Raw genomic sequence first — 16,164 nt, 5'->3', positions numbered from 1 at the left:
TGCGGACCTCCGGGTCCTACGGGTAGTACGGGGAGTACGGGGAGTACGGGGAGCGGGGGGAGGGGGAGGAGCGAGGGAGCCGGGGTCCTACTCCTGCGAGCTGATGCTGCGCCCGCCGTCCACGACCAGGTTCTGGCCGGTGATGAACGACGCGTCGTCGGAGCCGAGGAAGGCGACGGCGGCGGCGATGTCCTCGGGTTCGCCGATCCGGCCCACCGGGGTGCGGGCGACCGTCTGGGCCCGGTACTCGTCCGGCGCGTCGGTCCACAGGCCGGTGTCCACCGCACCGGGCACGACCGCGTTGAACCTGATCCGGCCCGCGTACTCGACCGCCAGCTGCCGTACCAGCGCGTTGACTCCGCCCTTGGCCGCCGCGTACGCGGGGAAGCCGCTGAAGCCGAGCACCGCGTGCACGGAGCCCGTGACGACCACCGCGCCACCGGCCGCCGAGAGCAGCGGAACGGCGGCCCTGACGCCGTAGAAGACGGAGTCGAGGGCGAGGCGGAGGTGGTCGTGCCAGGAGGAGTCGTCGAGTTCGTGGATCGCGCCGGGGAGGTTGCGGCCGGCGTTGAGGTGCAGCAGGTCGAGGCGGCCGGTCCACTCCTGGGCGGTCCGGATCGCCTCCGGCCACGCCTCGGGGTTCGTGACGTCCAGCCCCAGGTGACGGGCCTGGCCGCCCTTGCCGCGGACATCTTCGGCCACCTTCTCGGCCCCGGCCGCGTCCACGTCGGTGACCAGCACGGACGCTCCTTCCTCGGCGAGGCGTCGCGCGGTGGCGGCGCCGATGCCGGAGGCGGCGGCGGTGAGAAGGGCCGTGCGGCCGGTGAAACGAGAGGCGTGACGGTCGGGGTGGTTCTCGGGGGTGGTGCGGCTCATGGTGTTCCTCTCGGCGTGACCGGCCCGTCCGGTCATCCGTCCTACGGTCATCCGTCCTACGGGGTGCCCTTCCGGGTCGGCCTACGGCTCGGGCCGACCCTTCCGGTCAGGTCGTACGGGTGCTACGGGTCGTACGGGTACTACGGGTCAGCCCGTGCTCACGCATTCGGGTCGTACGGGTCGGGTCCTACGGGTCCTACGGGTCACGCCACCCCGCCGGCCCCCGGCCGAGCCGTGGACCCCCGCAACACCAACCGAGGCTCGGTCGGCACGACCACGTCCCCGGGCGACTCCCCCCGGATCTCCGCGACCAGCGCGTCCACCGCCGCCGTCCCCAGTTCGTGCAGGGGCATCGCGACCGTGGTGAGCGGTGGGGTGAGGTAGCCGGCGACGGGGAGGTCGTCGTTGCCGACCAGGGAGATGTCCTCGGGGATGCGCAGGCCGCGTTCGTGGATGGCCCGCATCGCCCCGATGGCCTGGGCCAGCGAGCTGGTGTACAGCGCGGTGACCGGGGGCCGGTCCTCGGCGGGGGTGAGGAGTTCGCGGGCGGCCGCCGCGCCGCCCTCCTCGGTGAAGTCGCCGGAGGCGACCGGTGCCGAGAGGAGTCCCAGTGCGGCGGAGTGCCGTAGGAACGCGTCCCTGCGGTCCTCGCTGGGGGTGATCCCCGAGGGGCCGGCGATGTGGCCGATCACCCGGTGACCGAGTCCGTGCAGGTGGTCGAGGGCCGTGACGCTCGAACGCGCCACGTCCATCGTGACGTTGCGGCCCGAGCCCTTGACGGCGCGGTTGAGGAAGACGTGCGGAACCGGGTTGCGGCTCAGGGTCTCCAGTAGGGGGTGGTGGGGGCGGGCCGAGGCGATCAGCAGGCCGTCGACGCGGCCCTCCTTGACCAGGTCGTTGAAGGTGTCGTCGGCCTCCTGGCCGTCGAAGTCCTCGGCGAGCAGGGAGAGATAGCCCAGTTCACGGGCGCGCTGGTAGGCGCCCCGGGAGATGGTGACGTAGGTCGGGTTGTTGAGGGCCGGCACCAGCAGGGCCAGGGCGTGGGTGCTGGCCCCGGCCAGGGCGCGGGCCCCGGAGTGCGGGCGGTAGCCCAGGGCGGCGGCGACCTCGTGGACGCGCTGTCGGGTCTCCGGCCGGACGGACAGGTCCTGCCGTCCGTTGAGCACCTTGGACACCGTCGCCTTGGAGACTCCCGCCTCCCGTGCGACGTCCACCAGCCTTGCCCGTACGGGCTGTTCAGCCACGCGAGTCCTCCCTGTCAACCACGCTGTCGACGACCCCGGCCGTCCTGCGAATCATGCCCTGCTGCCGGATTCGCCTGGGGTGTGGCGATCGGCGTGGGGTGTTGCGTTTGACCTCTTGACACCTTCTGGCGCCGCAACCTAGCGTTCGCCGAAGTCGTTGGTCAACCGGTTTCCTTCGATGGATTTCAGTGATATATCCATTCAGGCCCGGCAAACCATGATGGTCCTCGCACAGCCGACGGGACTCGGCGAAACCAGAGGACCCCTCAACTTTCCGTAGAAACCCCTGCAAGCACGACGAAATCGGCATGCGCCGATGATGGGTGAGGTGTGCAATGAAGCGCTCCGGGAGACTGCTCACGGTCGCCACCACGGTCGCCGCCCTGGCGACGTCGCTCGCCGCCTGTGGCGGCGGCTCCGACTCGACCTCGGCGGACGGGACGGTCACGCTCCACGTGGAGGCGTGGAAGGGCGGCGGCGCGGAGCCGGCGAACATCGCCGAGATCAACAAGGCGTTCGAGGCGGCGCATCCGAAGATCAAGATCGACTTCAAGTACACCACCGCGGACCCCACCTACACGCAGAAGCTGCAGCCCGAGCTGCTGGGCGGCAAGGCCGGCGACGTCATCATGGTCGACGCCGACAAGATGAAGAAGTGGGGTGCCTCCGGCTACCTCGCGGACCTCTCCAACGAGTCGTGGGTCGGCTCCATATCCTCGGCCGCGAAGCCCTTCACGCAGAGCGACGGCAAGACGCTGGCCATGCCGATGGAGCTGATCGGCATCGGTCTCTACGCCAACATGGACCTGCTGAAGAAGGCCGGGATCACCGAGGTCCCCGCCGACTGGCCGACGTTCCTCGCCGACCTCGCCAAGCTCAAGAAGGCCGGGATCACGCCCATCTCCCTTCCCGACAAGGCGGGTTGGACCGGCAGCTCGGTCTTCCAGGCCAGCGGTTCGACGACCGTCTACCAGAAGAACAAGCAGTGGGACGCGGACTTCCTGGCCGGCAAGGCGTCCTTCGGCTCGGACTGGAAGGAGCCGCTCGACCAGCTCAAGACCCTTGGTGACAAGGGCTATGTGAACTGGAAGAACGAGCTCGGCGTCGACGAGTGGTCGCAGGGGCCGCAGGACTTCAGCGCGGGCAAGAGCGCCTTCTGGTACCAGGGTGCCTGGCAGGTCTCCAACATCAAGAAGGCCGGTTTCCCGGTCTCGTTCGCCCCCTGGCCGGGCGGCGCGGCCGGCACCAAGCCGAACGCGATGCTGTTCTCCGGCACCGCGTGGGGCGTCAACTCCCAGTCGCAGCACGCGGACGCGGCGAAGGAGTACGTCAAGTTCTGGTCGCAGAGCGCGAATCTGGCGAAGTACCTGGACGCCGAGCACGCCGAGTCCCCGTTCACCGGTGGCACCACGCCCGACTCGACGGAGACGACCATCTTCAACACCGCCTTCACCGAAGGCCGTTACCGGGTCCTTCCCTCCAACACCTGGTACGGCTCCCAGTCGGAGACCGACACCGGCTCCAAGATCCAGTCGTTCCTGCTGGGCCAGTCCGACGCGGCGAAGACGCTGAAGGACATCCAGACGGCGGCGTCCGCCAAGTAGCCCCGTACGTACGGGAGTTGCTCGGCCGTTTCGGGACCGCCGCGGTGCGGGCGTACGACCCGGGTGCTCACCCCGCATCCACCGCCCCACCGCGGCCCGCCCGAGCCGCGCACCCACTCCCCCAAGGGGCCTGACGGCCAAGGAGGTTGATCCCCCGTGTTCCACCGACGGCGTGCCACCATGGCCGCCTTCCTGCTCCCCGCGATCGCCGTGTACGCGCTCTTCATCCTGTATCCGCTGTTCAAGGGCGTCTACTTGAGCCTGACCGACAGCGTCGGCGGCCCGATCTCCCACTTCGTCGGCATGGACCAGTACCAGGCGATGGCCGACGACCCGCAGATCTCCGCCGCCCTGTGGCACACGGTCCTCTACGCCCTCGTGGTCGTCGTCGCGCAGAACGGCCTCGGGCTGCTCTTCGCGTCGATGCTGTTCCGCCGCCCGAAGGTCCGAAAGGCCCTGAACGTCGTCCTGTTGACGCCGACGCTGATCTCCCCGCTGATGGCCGCGTTCATCTGGTCGTACCTCTTCGCGCCGAACGGGGGCCTCAACGCCCTGCTCGACGGGGTCGGCCTCGGCGGCCTCAAGCACGTCTGGCTCGGCGACCCGTCCACCGCGCTGTACTCGGTCGCGACCGTCAACATCTGGATGTTCACCGGCTACTCGTGTGCGATCTTCCTCGCCAGCTATATGAGCATGCCGACCGAACTCCTTGAGGCCGCCGCCCTGGACGGCGCGAGCGGCTGGCGGCGGTTCCGCAGCATCGAGTGGCCGCTGCTGGCACCCGCGCTCACCGTCAACGTGACGCTCAGCCTGATCGGTTCGCTCAAGGTCTTCGAGTTCCCGCTCGTCCTGACCAACGGCGGCCCGGCCGGCGCCACCGACACCCTGACCCTGCTCGTGTACCGGAACATCTTCGGCGGCGGGAAGTTCGCCTACGGCGTCGCCATCGCCGTACTGCTCCTGGTGACCGTGGTCGTCCTGTCCAGCGCGACCAACTCCCTGCTCAGACTGCGCGAACGGCGCGTGTGACGACGTACGGACGCTCTCAAGTGCGTACGCACGCCCAGCAGTTCCCCGTCGGCACCGTTGGAATCGGACGGATCACCCCATGACCTCACCCCCCTCGACACCGGTCTCCGTACCGGAGACCGTCCGCCCCGCCGGGAAGCGCGCCACGCCCCGGCCCCGCACTCCGGCCGGCCCCCGCGCCGCCGCCCCGTGGACCCCGCGCAGGCTGGCGGCCGGCCTCGGCACCACGGCGCTCACCCTCGGCACGGTCCTCTTCGTCCTGCCGTTCGTCTTCACGATCGTCACCTCACTGCGCACCGCGGCGGACGTGGCGCGCTCCCCGCTGGGCATCCCGCACTCCTTCACGCTGAAGAACTTCACGCACGCCTTCAGCCAGATCCACTACGGCACCAGCACCCTCAACACCCTTCTGATCACCGGGCTTTCGTGCGTCCTCATCACGGTGCTCGGCGCGCTCGCGGGCTACCCGCTGGCCCGCATCACGGCGGGCTGGTCGACGGCGGTGTACCGGCTGTTCATCCTCGGCACGTCGATCCCCGTGTTCGTCGTGGTGGCACCGCTGTACCTGCTGATGCGCGACCTGAACCTGCTGGACACCTACGCGGGCGTCGTCTTCATCTACACCGCGCTCAACCTGCCGCTCGCCGTGTTCTTCTACACCAGCTTCATCCGCCAGATCCCGGCCGACCTGGAGGAGGCGGCGGCCCTCGACGGCTGCGGCGCGCTGCGCACCTTCTTCGTCGTCATCCTGCCGCTGCTGCGACCGGTCACCAGCACCCTGCTGACCTTCATCTCCCTGCAGATCTGGAACGACCTGCTGGTCCCCCTCGTATTCCTCCAGGACCCGGGCAAGCGCACCGTCATGGTGAACGCGTACTCCTTCATCGACCCGCACACCGTGCAGCCGACCACCCTCTTCCCGGCCGCGCTGCTGGGTGTGCTGCCCCTCCTGGTCATCTTCATCTTCTTCCAGCGCCAGATGGTCGCCGGAATGTCGGCGGGAGCAGTCAAGTGACGGACAATCAGTTTCTGCAACGGCCCCTGATCACACCCCAGTTGATCAGTACCCGGGTGATGGCCATCCTCAGGTCGGCCGACGCCTCTGCGCTGCCGGCCGCGGCCCGTGCCCTCGCGGCCGGCGGGGTCACCTGCCTGGAGGTCACCCTCACCACCGACGGAGCGCTCGACGCGATCGCCCGCATCAAGGACGAACTCGGCGCCGGGGTATCGGTCGGCGCCGGTACGGTCCTCAGCACGGCCGACACCCGGGACGCGCTGGCGGCGGGCGCCGAGTTCCTGGTCTCCCCGAACGTCGAACCGGACGTCATCCACGACGCGGCCGACCAGGACATCCCCTTCTACCCGGGAGCATGGACCGCCACCGAGGTGACCACCGCCTGGCGGGCCGGCGCGGCAGCCGTGAAACTCTTCCCGGCCTGCACCGGAGGCCCCACCCATCTGCGCCAGCTCCGCGCCCCGCTGCCGCACATACCGCTCATGGCGGTCGGCGGCGTGGACCTCGAAGCGGCGGGCCAGTACATGGCGGCCGGGGCACTCGCTGTCGGCGTCGGCTCCCCGCTGCTGCGCGACGCCGACCGGGACCCCAGCCCCGAGGCACTGGACGCCCTCACGGCCCGGGCCCGCGCACTGCTGGAAACGGTCAGGCCCGACACCGGGCCCGAGGAGAAGAACCACCTGTGAACAGCAAGCCTGTTGTCGAAAAAGACGAGCCCTACCTCGTCACCGTGGGCGAGACCCTGGGCGTCCTGTCCGCCGCCGGTCCCGGCCCGCTCACCCTGGGCACCACCCTGCGCCTCGGCATCGCCGGCGCCGAGTCCAACGTGGCGATCGGCGTAAGTCGCCTCGGCGGCAAGGCCACTTGGATCGGCCGCGTCAGCGAGGACGAGCTGGGCGAACTGGTGCTGCGCGAACTGCGGGCGGAAGGGGTCACCGCTGTGGCGGTACGCGATGCGGCACCGACTTCCCTCCTCCTCAAGGAGAGACGCACCAGCACGCACCACCGGATGCGCTACTACCGGACGGCGACGGCGGGCGTCCGCCTGGCCCCCGAGGACATCCCGGAGGAGGTGGTGGCGGGGGCGTCGGTCCTCCACATCACCGGCATCACACCGGCGTTGGGGGAGGGACCGGCACGAGCGGTCCGCCGGGCGGTCGATATCGCCCGCGAGGCAGGGGTGTTGGTGTCCCTCGACATCAACTTCCGTTCGCTGCTGTGGAACGAGGACGAGGCGCGGGAGGCGGTCCTCCCCCTTCTCCACGACAGCGACCTGGTGTTCGCGGGCCCGCACGAGGCCCGGCTCGCGGTGCCGGACCGCCACGAACCCGAGGAACTGGCCAAGGGGATCTGCGGGTTGGGCCCCTCCGGTGCCGTGATCAAGCTGGGCGCGGAGGGAGCCTTCGCGCTCCTCGACGGCCGCCCGCACCGCCAACCCGCACTGCCCGCCCGTGTCCACGACTCGGTCGGCGCCGGGGACGCCTTCGTGGCGGGCTACTTGGCCGAGCTGCTGGCGGGTGCGCCCGCGCCGGTCCGGCTCGACACGGCCGCCCGCGTCGGCGCGTTCGCGGTCGGCACGGAGGGCGACTGGGAGGGCCTGCCGCGCCGGGCCGAACTCTCGCTGCTGGACCACCATGACGACGTACTCCGCTGATGTACTCCGTCGACGTACTCCACTGAGGAACCGAGCGCCCAATGACCAGTATTTCCAGTCACGTCGACGTCCTGACGGGTTCGTACACACCGGACACGGGTGGTGAGGGCGTCGGCCTGACGGCGCTGCGGCTCACCCCGGAGGACGGTGGGCTGAGCGTGGTGGACGCGGTGGCGGCGAGCGGCGCGTCCTTCCTGGCCGCACACCCGACGCTCCCCGTCGTCTACACGACGCACGAGTCGACGCCGGGCGCGGTGGGCGCGTTCGCCCTGCGGGAGGGCGCGGCCCCGACTCCGCTGGGGGCGCCCCTGACCAGCGGCGGCGCGAATCCGTGCCACGTGTCCGTCCACCCGAGCGGCGACTTCCTCCTCACCGCCAACTACGGCACGGACACGCTGCCCGGCACGGTGGCCGTACACCGCCTGGACGCGGACGGCCGGCTGTCGGACCTCACGGACGTGGTCGAGCACAAGGGTTCGGGCCCGGTGACCGGCCGCCAGGAGAGCAGCCACGCCCACCAGGTCCTCCTCGACCCGGCGGGCCGCTACATCCTGGCGACGGATCTGGGCGCGGACACGGTGTTCACGTATCAACTGGACGTCGTCACCGGCAGGTTGAACCCGGTGGCGGCCTCGCAACTCCGCCCGGGCTCCGGCCCCCGCCACCTCGCCTTCACCCCGGCCGGCGACCTGGTCCTCAGCGCCGACGAGCTCTCCTCCACGGTGACCTGCCATCGCTACGACGCGTTGACGGGCACCCTGCACGAACTGTCCCGGGTGCCGGCAACGGCCGTAGCGGACATCCCCAACCAGCCCGGCGGCATCGTCACTTCGACCTGTGGCCGCTATGTCTGGGTCACCAACCGGGGAGCGGACACGGTGGCGGCGTTCCGGCTGGCGGGCACCGTGCTTGAGCCCCTGGGGGAGATCCCGAGCGGGGGGAGCTGGCCTCGGGGACTGACTTCGGCGCCGGGGCAGCTGCTGGTGGCGAATCAACACAGCGGGACTGTGGCGGTGTTGCGGGTGTTGGGGGACGGGACATTGGAGGAGACGGGATTGGTGGTTGCTGTGGGTTCGGTGGTGTGTGGGCTTGTGGTGTGAGCGCAGAGGCGCGCTGCCGCGCTCCGGTCGGCTCAGCTGAAAACCGCTGGTTCACGTCCCGTCCCATGCCTGAGAATTCTCGGTGTGGCAGACACGGAACCCATCGAAGATGAGACGCCGGACGGGCTGCTGGGCTGGTGTCTGGTGGCCAACGTGTCGCGGGAGACCACGCGCGGCGAGGGTGGTCTCGACATCCAGCGCGGCACGAAGCACTTCCCGGTGGGTGCCCGGCTGTGGATCCCGCCCCCGCGCTGGGACCCCGGCTGGGGCCGCTGGCACGCTGTCGGGCGGCACAGGGGCAACGGCCGCCGGTACGTCAACATGGTCGTGCGCGCGGACGACCTGGAGAACTTCCGGGTCAAGGGTGTCTACAGCGAAGGTCTCGTCCGCAGTCTCAACGGGTACGACCACGACCCGGCCGCCCCGCGGACCCTTCAGAACCCGTGGACTCGCGAGCGGGCCCAGAGCTGGGCGGACGGCCGGAACGACCTCCGGGAGAGCATCGTCATCGACGGCCGGCGCCACCCTCAGATCAGGGTTCCCAACCCTCCGCCGGCAGAACTCCAGGTCGGCGGCGAGATCCTGCACCTCGCCCAGTACGGCACCAGGGGACCCCACTACAGCCGCATGCCTCCTCCCGCGGAATGGGTTCCCGAGACCTGAGACGTGGCGTTCCACAGCCGCCAGGTTCTCGTTCGGCCGGCCTTTCGCCACGCCCCGCGCCGAAGGCCGCTGCTTTGAGGCATTCATCCCGGCAGAAGAAGCAACCTGCCGCTCCAACGCTCGTCGTCAACGTCGCCTGGTTGCCTCAGCCGGATATCAAAAGCGCTCTCCACCAGTGCATCGGCTTCTCGTTGTAGTGGAGCACCACGGCCGTCGCGAAGCGCCAACGTCTCCGGATCCACCGCCATGCGGGTGAGCAGCTCGGCAGGGGTCAGGTCCCGCACGAAGGTCAGCGTGTAGATGGGGGAATCGCCCTCGCGGAACAAGTCCAGTCCACGGCCCATCCCGGTGCTCGTCATGTCGTGGACGCTGCCACACACACCACGGACGCACTTCCCAGGTCCTGACGTCCGCCATCGTGGCGTTCCCGGCGTTCGCCGAACACCAGGATGCGTGGGTGATCGAACACCGGTCGATGTGAACGGTCACCGGAGCGCGACCTCCGCACAAGCCACCGCACAAGGCCAAACCGCCGCCCCGACCTCCTCCGCCGACCCCGCGCAGTCCCGCCGCAGCCAGTCCATGACCGTGCCCAGGATCGCGCCCGCGAGGAAGGCGGAGACCGGGTCGGTGGTGTCGGTGTCGGTGGGCAGGCCGCGGCTGGTGCGGGCCGCGAGGGTGATGCGGTGGAGGAGGTGGTTGATCATGCGGGCGCTGCCCTCGTCGCAGAGGAGGGCCCGGTAGAGGGGGGCGTGTGCGGCGACATGGGTGAAGAGGGCCGGTAGGGGGTTGGGCAACGGGCTGCCGTCAGGCGACAGTTGGCCGTGCGGGATGGGGGCCGTGGCCACCAACTCGTCGTAGGTCGCGGTGCACGCGGCGACCGCCAGGTCGTGGACGTCGGCGTAGTGCTCGTAGAACGTCGAGCGGTTGACGCCGGCCCGTTTCGTGAGGTCGGCGACGGATATCTGGCGCAGGTCGCGTTCGGTGACCAGTTCGCGCAGGGCGGCCTCAAGGGCGGCGCGGGAGCGCAGGACGCGGGGGTCGGGAAGGCCGTGTCGTTCAGGGGGTTGCGCTGGCATGCGGCAACAGTATTCTCTCCAACACCTGATGGTTATCCGACAGTTGCCGGGTAAGGCAGGAGGCCCGCATGGCTACGTACGTTCTCGTGCACGGCGGCAGTCACGGTGGATGGTGCTATCAGCGCGTCGCGCGGATCCTGCGCGCGGACGGTCATGAGGTGTACGCCCCGACTCTGACCGGGCTCGGTGAGCGGGCGCATCTGCTCGGGCCAGGTGTCGATCTCGACACGCACATCACCGATGTGGTTCAACTACTGCGGTACGAGGGGCTGTTCGACGCCATTCTCGTCGGGCACAGCTACGGCGGGATGGTCATCACCGGTGCCGCCGACCGCGCCCTCGACCACGTCGGCCATCTCGCCTACCTGGACGCGGCCACCCCGGCCAACGGGCAGTCCCTCGCCGATGTGGCACCGGAGTTGATGGCCGCCTCCCGGGCGACGGGACGGGTGGTCGATGGCGTGGAGTTGGTGAACTTTCCGGGTGAAGGGCCCATGCCCCACTACGGGTTGACCGATCCGGACGACATCGCCTGGCTGGCGCCGAAGATCACGCCCCATCCCTGGAAGTGCTTCGAGCAGCCGTTGCGGCTGAAGGACGAGGCGGCGGTGCGCGCGCTTCCGCAGTCGCAGATCGTCTGCACCTCGACCCTGCCCTTCCGCGATCCGGCGGACCTCGAACCGGCGCGTGCGGCCGGGCGGTTGTGGGACATCGACACCGGCCACGACCTGATGGTCAGCGAGCCGGAAGCCGTGGCCGACCGTCTCAATCGGATCGCCGCGACTTGACAGTCAGTCACATTACCGAAACGTAACCTACCGACAGGTATCACGAGTAACTTACCCGCAGGTAAGTTCCAGGCGAACCACTTTCCGGCGGCGCCGGCGCACACACGTGGGACGCGTGTGTGCGCCACCACGCCGCCGCTTCCTGACGGCCGCTCCACAGGAGGTTCGCCATGCCCGCACGCCAACGGCGCCTGCTCGGCGCCGCGTTCACCGTCGTCGCCTGCCTCGGGGCCCAGGCCCTGGTCACCGCGACCGCGACCGCCGCCACCGCCTCGGACGAGGTCGTGTCCAGAGGTGTCACGATCCCCGCGTTCTACAACCCGCCCGCCACCCTGCCCGCCGCGAACGGCGCCCTCGTCCGCAGCGAACCCCTCCCCCTGGCCCTGAGCCTGCCCGGCCTCGACGGCCCGCTCCCGGGCACCGCGACCCGGCTGATGTACAAGTCCACCGACTCCAACGGTCAGCCCGTCGCCGTCACCGGCGCCTACATCGAACCCTCCGCCGACTGGTCCGGCAGCGGCCCGCGCCCCCTCGTCGCGGTCGCCCCCGGCACCGTGGGACAGGGCGACCAGTGCTCCGCGTCGATGGGCCTGGAGCATCCCCTCGTCTTCAACAGCCAGACGGTTTCGGTCGGTTACGAGGATCTGTCGATCTACCGCCTGCTCGCCGAGGGCGTCGCCGTCGTCGTCACCGACTATGCGGGACTCGGTGCCACGGACCGGCTGCACACCTACGTCAACCGGATCGACGAGGCGCACGCGGTGCTGGACGCCGTACGCGCCGCCCGTTCGCTCACCGAAACCTCGGTCACGGCCGACTCACCGGTCGGGCTCTACGGCTACAGCCAGGGCGGCGGGGCGACCGCGGCAGCCGCCGAACTCCAGTCCTCCTACGCCCCCGACGTCACCCTCTCCGGCACCTACGCCGGAGCCCCGCCCGCCGATCTGACCTCGGTCACCAAGGCCATCGACGGCAGCGAACTCGCCGGTGCGCTGGGCTGGTCGCTCAACGGGTTCCTCCAGTCCGACCCGGCGCTGAAGCCCCTCGCCGAGGCACATCTCAACGCCGCCGGGAAGGCCGCGCTCACCGACCTGTCGACCATGTGCGTGGGCGACGCGCTGCTCGGCTACGCCTATACGAAGAGCACCAGTTGGACCACGGACGGGCAGTCCCTCAGCGACATCATCGCCGCAACTCCCGCGTTCCAGGCCTACGTTGACGAACAGGGCATCGGCACGCTGAAGCCGTCGGGGCCCGTCCGCCTCGCGACCGGCGTCAGCGACAACCTCGTCCCGCACGCCCAGGCCCGCCAACTCGCCGTCGACTGGTGTGCCAAGGGCGCCGACGTCACCTACAAGGCCGTCGTCCTGCCCAGTGTCGGCAGCGCGCTCGTCAACCACTTCGCGCCCCTGCTCACCGACCAGGGCGACGCCATCTCCTGGCTCACCGACCGCCTCGCCGGCAGGCCGGCCACCTCCAACTGCTGGACCATGCCCGTACAGCTCTGAGACCTCAGCTCACCGGAAGCCGCTTCGCGATGCTCCGTACGACCTCGCCCGCCAACTCGGCTGCCGTGTCGCACAGTTGCCTGCCCGGCCTCGGTGCGTACACGGTGAGCTGGAAGAGTTCGGTGGTGTCCTCGCCGACGGAGTCCGTGTAGGCGCGGTGCGGGGTCCGTACGGTGCAGCTGTCGTCCTCGGCTTCGTCGGCGACGTAGTAGCTCCTGGTGCCGGCGACGTTCACGAGGTGTCCGTCGTCGGCGTCCAGCGAGTTGTCCCGGCTGAACTGGATCTCCACCTCCCGCTTGCCGTCGTCGCTGGACCAGTCGCAGTCCCAGGCACCGAACCCCCGGTCCCGGTTGGTGAATCGGACCCCGGGCCCTCGGCCAGTACGCCGACCACGGCGGGCACTTGGCGGTGATCGGATTCACCGGACTTCAGAGGGACCCGCCCACTACCACCGCACCCTTCGACGGTAACTCGACTTCCCCGTACGAGAATTACATTTCCGCTTGTTGACAGTGTCATGCTCATTCACGCTACGCTCCCCGCGACCCGCACTCCCCTACGGCTTGCCGGAGTCCCCCCATGCCCGAGCACACCTCCCCCCACCTCACCCCCACCCTCAGCCGCCGCGGCCTCCTCGGCGCGACCGCACTCGGCGCGGTCGCCTTGACCGGCGCCGGCCAGACCCGGGCTGCCGCGGCCTCAACTCCCGCCGCAGTGACGGAACTTCGCGAACGGGCCGTCGTCGTCGGCACCGGTTTCGGCGGCGGCGTCACCGCGTTAAGGCTGGCCCAGGCCGGTGTCTCCACCCTGGTGCTGGAGCGCGGACTGCGCTGGCGGACCGGCCCGAACTCCACCACGTTCTGCCGCTTCGCCAACATGGACAACCGCTCCGCCTGGCTCACCGACCACGCCATCGTCGGCGGCGTCGACAAGACCTGGACGCCGTACACGGGCGTGCTCGAAGCCGTGGTCGGAAACGGCATGACCGCCATGTGCGGGGCGGCCGTCGGCGGCGGCTCGATCATGTACCACGGCATGACCCTGCAACCGACGAAGGCGGACTTCGCCACCTCCGTCCCGCAGGCCGCCGCCCTCTACGACGACCTCAACCTGTGGGCCTACCCCACGGTTTCGCGGATGCTGGGCATCTCCACCGTCCCCTACGACGTCCTCGCCTCCGACCCCTACAAGTCCTCCCGCCTCTTCCAGGACATCGCACCGAGGGCCGGCCTGACCCCGTTCAAAGTGCCGCTGCCCATCGACTGGGCCTATGTCCGGGGGGAGTTGGAGGGGCTGTACGACCCGACGTACATCACGAGCGACATCGCGTTCGGTGTCGACAACGGCGGCAAGCACTCCATCGACGTCACCTATCTCGCGCAGGCGGAGTCCACCGGACTGGTGCAGGTGGCGCCGCTGCATGTCGTACGCGACCTGGCGATGGACGCGAGCAAGAAGTGGGTACTGTCCGTCGACCGCATCGACACCGGCGGCGCGGTGCAGGAGAAGATCCGGATCACCGCGGACGCCGTGTTCCTCAACGCCGGTTCGCCCGGCACCACCCGCCTCCTGGTCAAGTCCCGTGCCAAGGGCCTGGTTCCGGACCTGCCCGACGCCATCGGCACCAAGTGGGGCAACAACGGCGACCGGATCTGGGCCTGGATCAACCCGTCCGGCGACGCGGGCACCCAGCAGGGCGGCCCCGCCTGCGTCGGCGGACGCGACCCGAACAGCAGCATCCCGCTCACCGTCGTGCACGCCGGATCACCCATCCAGCAGCCGGGCGTCACCGCCCTCACCGTCGTCGGCTTCGGCATCGTCGACGGCGCGGGCACCTGGGCCTACGACGCCGACACCGACGACGCCGTCCTCACCTGGCCCACCGACGCCGACGCCGAACTCCAGGCACTGATCGCGGCCAAGATGCAGGACATCGCCACGGCGGGAGGCGGCATCATGATCGACACCAACGCCGGGGCCCCCTCCACCTGGCACTCGTTGGGCGGCGTCCCGATGGGCGACGCCGTCGACCTCACCGGCCGCGTCCTCGGGCACAAGGGCCTCTACGTCCTGGACGGCGCCCGCATCCCCGGCTCCACCGGCGCCTGCAACCCGTCCATGACGATCGCCGCACTAGCCGAGCACAGCATGCGGACGATCGTGCAGCAGGACCTCGGGCGGGTGTTCTAGGCCCAGGTCACCGGGAGCGCGCACAGCCCGTACACGATGCTGTCCTGGTTGTAGGTGAGTTGATCGGCCGGGACGGCGAGCCGCAGGCCGGGCAGGCGGCGGAGCAGGGTGGTGCGGTTGTCGAGGAGGGTCCGGCTGAGCGACTGGAAGAGATCGTGGTCCTCGTACGGCACTCCGAGCATCAGACAGATGACCAGCGACGGGATCGGCAGCGCGAAGTCCGCCACCAGGTCGGCCGAGGTGCGGGCCTCGGTCATGCGGTCCACGGCCCGGTCGACGATGTCCTGGATGCCCGGGCGCAGTTCCTCGATCCGCTTGACCAGGAAGTCCTTGCTGACCATACGGCGCATCCGGGCGTGCTCGGGGTCGTCCATGCGGATGAAGCTCGGCTTGGCGGTGGCCAGTTCGCGCTGCCCGGCGGAGAGGAAGGGGAAGCCCGGTGTGCGCGCGTCGGCGCTGAACCGGGCGTCCGCCAGCACGGCACGGACCTCGTCGTAGCCGGTGACGAGCCAGCACGCGGTGCCGTCCGGCAGCACGGCACGGGTGACGGCGGCCTCGCGGGCGGCGTCGGTGTAGGCCGGCGGTGGGGAGAAGGGGCAACTGCCGTAGTGGGCGGGGAGGTTGAGGGCAGTGGTGGCGGTCGTCATGGACGGCACGCCTCCTCGTGGTCGAGGAGCGTGATGGCTCCGCCGGGGCACAGGTCGGCGGCGAACCGCACCTCGTCGGCGTACCGCGCGTCCGGCTCCGGGACGAGCAGGGTGACCCGGCCGTCCTCCTCGTCCTGCCGTTATGCCGTCCACGGATCACCCGAAAGAGGACGACCGGTGACGGCCGTTCGGCACACAACCGCCCGGAGGACACGCCAGTTCACCGGGTCAGGTGACGGCGCTGGGACAATGGGCCCATGAGCATCGTCAAGATCAACGTACTCACCGTCCCCGAAGAGCAGCGCGAGACGCTGGAGAAGCGGTTCGTGAACCGCGCCGGGACGGTGGACGGCTCGGACGGCTTCGAGTGGTTCGAGCTGCTCCGGCCCGTCGAGGGCACCGACACCTACCTCGTCTACACCCGCTGGCGCGCCGAGGAGGACTTCCAGAACTGGATGTCCGGCATGGGCCAGTCCGCCCACCGCGGCACGCCCCAGGACGGATCCGCGCAGGGCGAGCGACCGAAGCCCGCCGCGACGGACTCGACGCTGTGGACGTTCGAGGTGGTGCAGCAGGCGGGGCCCAAGCAGGGCTGAGGCCGACGGCACCAGCGCTCTACGACGCCTCCCGCACGGCAAGCGCTTGTGCATTCTCCGGCAACCTTCCGACCTGTCACTCTGCCCGGAGAAGGCAGGAACACCCCCGCCCCTCCTGTGACTCGTACCACCTCTGCCCAGGAGGAGGTTTACGGCGCCGGGCAGCGGTGA

General features: G+C 69.9%; 17 protein-coding genes. 11 read left to right on the top strand and 6 right to left on the bottom strand.

What is annotated here, in order from left to right:
- Positions 1 to 87: 87 nt before the first annotated feature.
- Positions 88 to 876, bottom strand: a complete 789-nt coding sequence (locus tag OH768_RS27365) for an SDR family NAD(P)-dependent oxidoreductase (RefSeq protein WP_406457883.1) — start codon at positions 874 to 876, stop codon at positions 88 to 90.
- A gap of 203 nt (positions 877 to 1,079) precedes the next feature.
- Complete coding sequence (locus OH768_RS27360) at positions 1,080 to 2,120, bottom strand: LacI family DNA-binding transcriptional regulator (protein ID WP_406457881.1); 1,041 nt, start codon at positions 2,118 to 2,120, stop codon at positions 1,080 to 1,082.
- 335 nt (positions 2,121 to 2,455) lie between these two features.
- On the opposite strand from OH768_RS27360, the gene OH768_RS27355 reads away from it, so the two are divergent.
- From OH768_RS27355 to OH768_RS27325, 7 genes are all read left to right on the top strand, one after another.
- Positions 2,456 to 3,724: an ABC transporter substrate-binding protein gene (locus OH768_RS27355; protein ID WP_406457879.1), complete on the top strand. Its 1,269-nt coding sequence runs from the start codon at positions 2,456 to 2,458 to the stop codon at positions 3,722 to 3,724.
- 156 nt (positions 3,725 to 3,880) lie between these two features.
- Complete coding sequence (locus OH768_RS27350; protein ID WP_388111072.1) at positions 3,881 to 4,753, top strand: carbohydrate ABC transporter permease; 873 nt, start codon at positions 3,881 to 3,883, stop codon at positions 4,751 to 4,753.
- Positions 4,754 to 4,832: 79 nt separating this feature from the next.
- Positions 4,833 to 5,768 (top strand): carbohydrate ABC transporter permease, encoded by a 936-nt coding sequence (locus OH768_RS27345; RefSeq protein ID WP_406457877.1) that lies wholly within the window; start codon positions 4,833 to 4,835, stop codon positions 5,766 to 5,768.
- Positions 5,765 to 6,454, top strand: coding sequence for a bifunctional 4-hydroxy-2-oxoglutarate aldolase/2-dehydro-3-deoxy-phosphogluconate aldolase (locus OH768_RS27340; RefSeq protein WP_406457875.1), 690 nt, complete (start codon positions 5,765 to 5,767; stop codon positions 6,452 to 6,454). Before OH768_RS27345 ends, OH768_RS27340 begins: the two co-directional genes overlap by 4 nt.
- Entirely contained in the window at positions 6,451 to 7,422 is a 972-nt protein-coding gene (locus OH768_RS27335) for a sugar kinase (protein WP_406457873.1), read from the top strand. Before OH768_RS27340 ends, OH768_RS27335 begins: the two co-directional genes overlap by 4 nt.
- Before the next feature lie 41 nt (positions 7,423 to 7,463).
- Positions 7,464 to 8,522, top strand: a complete 1,059-nt coding sequence (locus OH768_RS27330) for a lactonase family protein (RefSeq protein ID WP_406457871.1) — start codon at positions 7,464 to 7,466, stop codon at positions 8,520 to 8,522.
- Positions 8,523 to 8,606: 84 nt separating this feature from the next.
- Positions 8,607 to 9,185, top strand: a complete 579-nt coding sequence (locus OH768_RS27325; protein ID WP_406457869.1) for a hypothetical protein — start codon at positions 8,607 to 8,609, stop codon at positions 9,183 to 9,185.
- 83 nt (positions 9,186 to 9,268) lie between these two features.
- Here the strand turns inward: OH768_RS27325 and OH768_RS27320 are convergent, their stop codons facing one another.
- Both OH768_RS27320 and OH768_RS27315 read right to left on the bottom strand, forming a co-directional pair.
- Positions 9,269 to 9,544: a hypothetical protein gene (locus OH768_RS27320; protein ID WP_406457867.1), complete on the bottom strand. Its 276-nt coding sequence runs from the start codon at positions 9,542 to 9,544 to the stop codon at positions 9,269 to 9,271.
- 126 nt (positions 9,545 to 9,670) lie between these two features.
- Entirely contained in the window at positions 9,671 to 10,264 is a 594-nt protein-coding gene (locus OH768_RS27315; protein WP_406457865.1) for a TetR/AcrR family transcriptional regulator, read from the bottom strand.
- Positions 10,265 to 10,332: 68 nt separating this feature from the next.
- Here OH768_RS27315 and OH768_RS27310 point away from each other — a divergent pair, with 68 nt between their 5' ends.
- Both OH768_RS27310 and OH768_RS27305 read left to right on the top strand, forming a co-directional pair.
- Entirely contained in the window at positions 10,333 to 11,052 is a 720-nt protein-coding gene (locus OH768_RS27310; protein ID WP_406457863.1) for an alpha/beta fold hydrolase, read from the top strand.
- 170 nt (positions 11,053 to 11,222) lie between these two features.
- On the top strand, positions 11,223 to 12,560 hold the full coding sequence (locus OH768_RS27305; protein WP_406457861.1) for a lipase family protein: 1,338 nt from the start codon (positions 11,223 to 11,225) through the stop codon (positions 12,558 to 12,560).
- A gap of 4 nt (positions 12,561 to 12,564) precedes the next feature.
- Here OH768_RS27305 and OH768_RS27300 read toward each other — a convergent pair whose 3' ends face one another.
- A complete protein-coding gene (locus tag OH768_RS27300; RefSeq protein ID WP_406457859.1) occupies positions 12,565 to 12,849 on the bottom strand; it encodes a hypothetical protein in 285 nt (94 codons plus the stop codon).
- 290 nt (positions 12,850 to 13,139) lie between these two features.
- Here OH768_RS27300 and OH768_RS27295 point away from each other — a divergent pair, with 290 nt between their 5' ends.
- Positions 13,140 to 14,750: a GMC oxidoreductase gene (locus OH768_RS27295; RefSeq protein ID WP_406457857.1), complete on the top strand. Its 1,611-nt coding sequence runs from the start codon at positions 13,140 to 13,142 to the stop codon at positions 14,748 to 14,750.
- On the opposite strand, the gene OH768_RS27290 is transcribed toward OH768_RS27295, so the two are convergent.
- Positions 14,747 to 15,397 carry a hypothetical protein gene (locus OH768_RS27290; RefSeq protein WP_406457855.1) on the bottom strand — a complete coding sequence of 217 codons (651 nt, stop codon included), beginning with the start codon at positions 15,395 to 15,397 and terminating at the stop codon, positions 14,747 to 14,749. The two genes, OH768_RS27295 and OH768_RS27290, sit on opposite strands and share 4 nt — an antisense overlap.
- Positions 15,398 to 15,654: 257 nt before the next feature.
- Here OH768_RS27290 and OH768_RS27285 point away from each other — a divergent pair, with 257 nt between their 5' ends.
- The gene (locus OH768_RS27285) at positions 15,655 to 15,993 is read left to right on the top strand and encodes an antibiotic biosynthesis monooxygenase family protein (RefSeq protein ID WP_406457853.1); all 339 of its coding nucleotides are present in this window, start codon (positions 15,655 to 15,657) and stop codon (positions 15,991 to 15,993) included.
- Positions 15,994 to 16,164: the final 171 nt, after the last annotated feature.

Source organism: Streptomyces sp. NBC_01622, from assembly GCF_045209635.1.
GTDB lineage: Bacteria > Actinomycetota > Actinomycetes > Streptomycetales > Streptomycetaceae > Streptomyces.
Note: the sequence above shows the minus strand (reverse complement) of the source record. Positions and strands in the feature narration are given on the sequence as shown.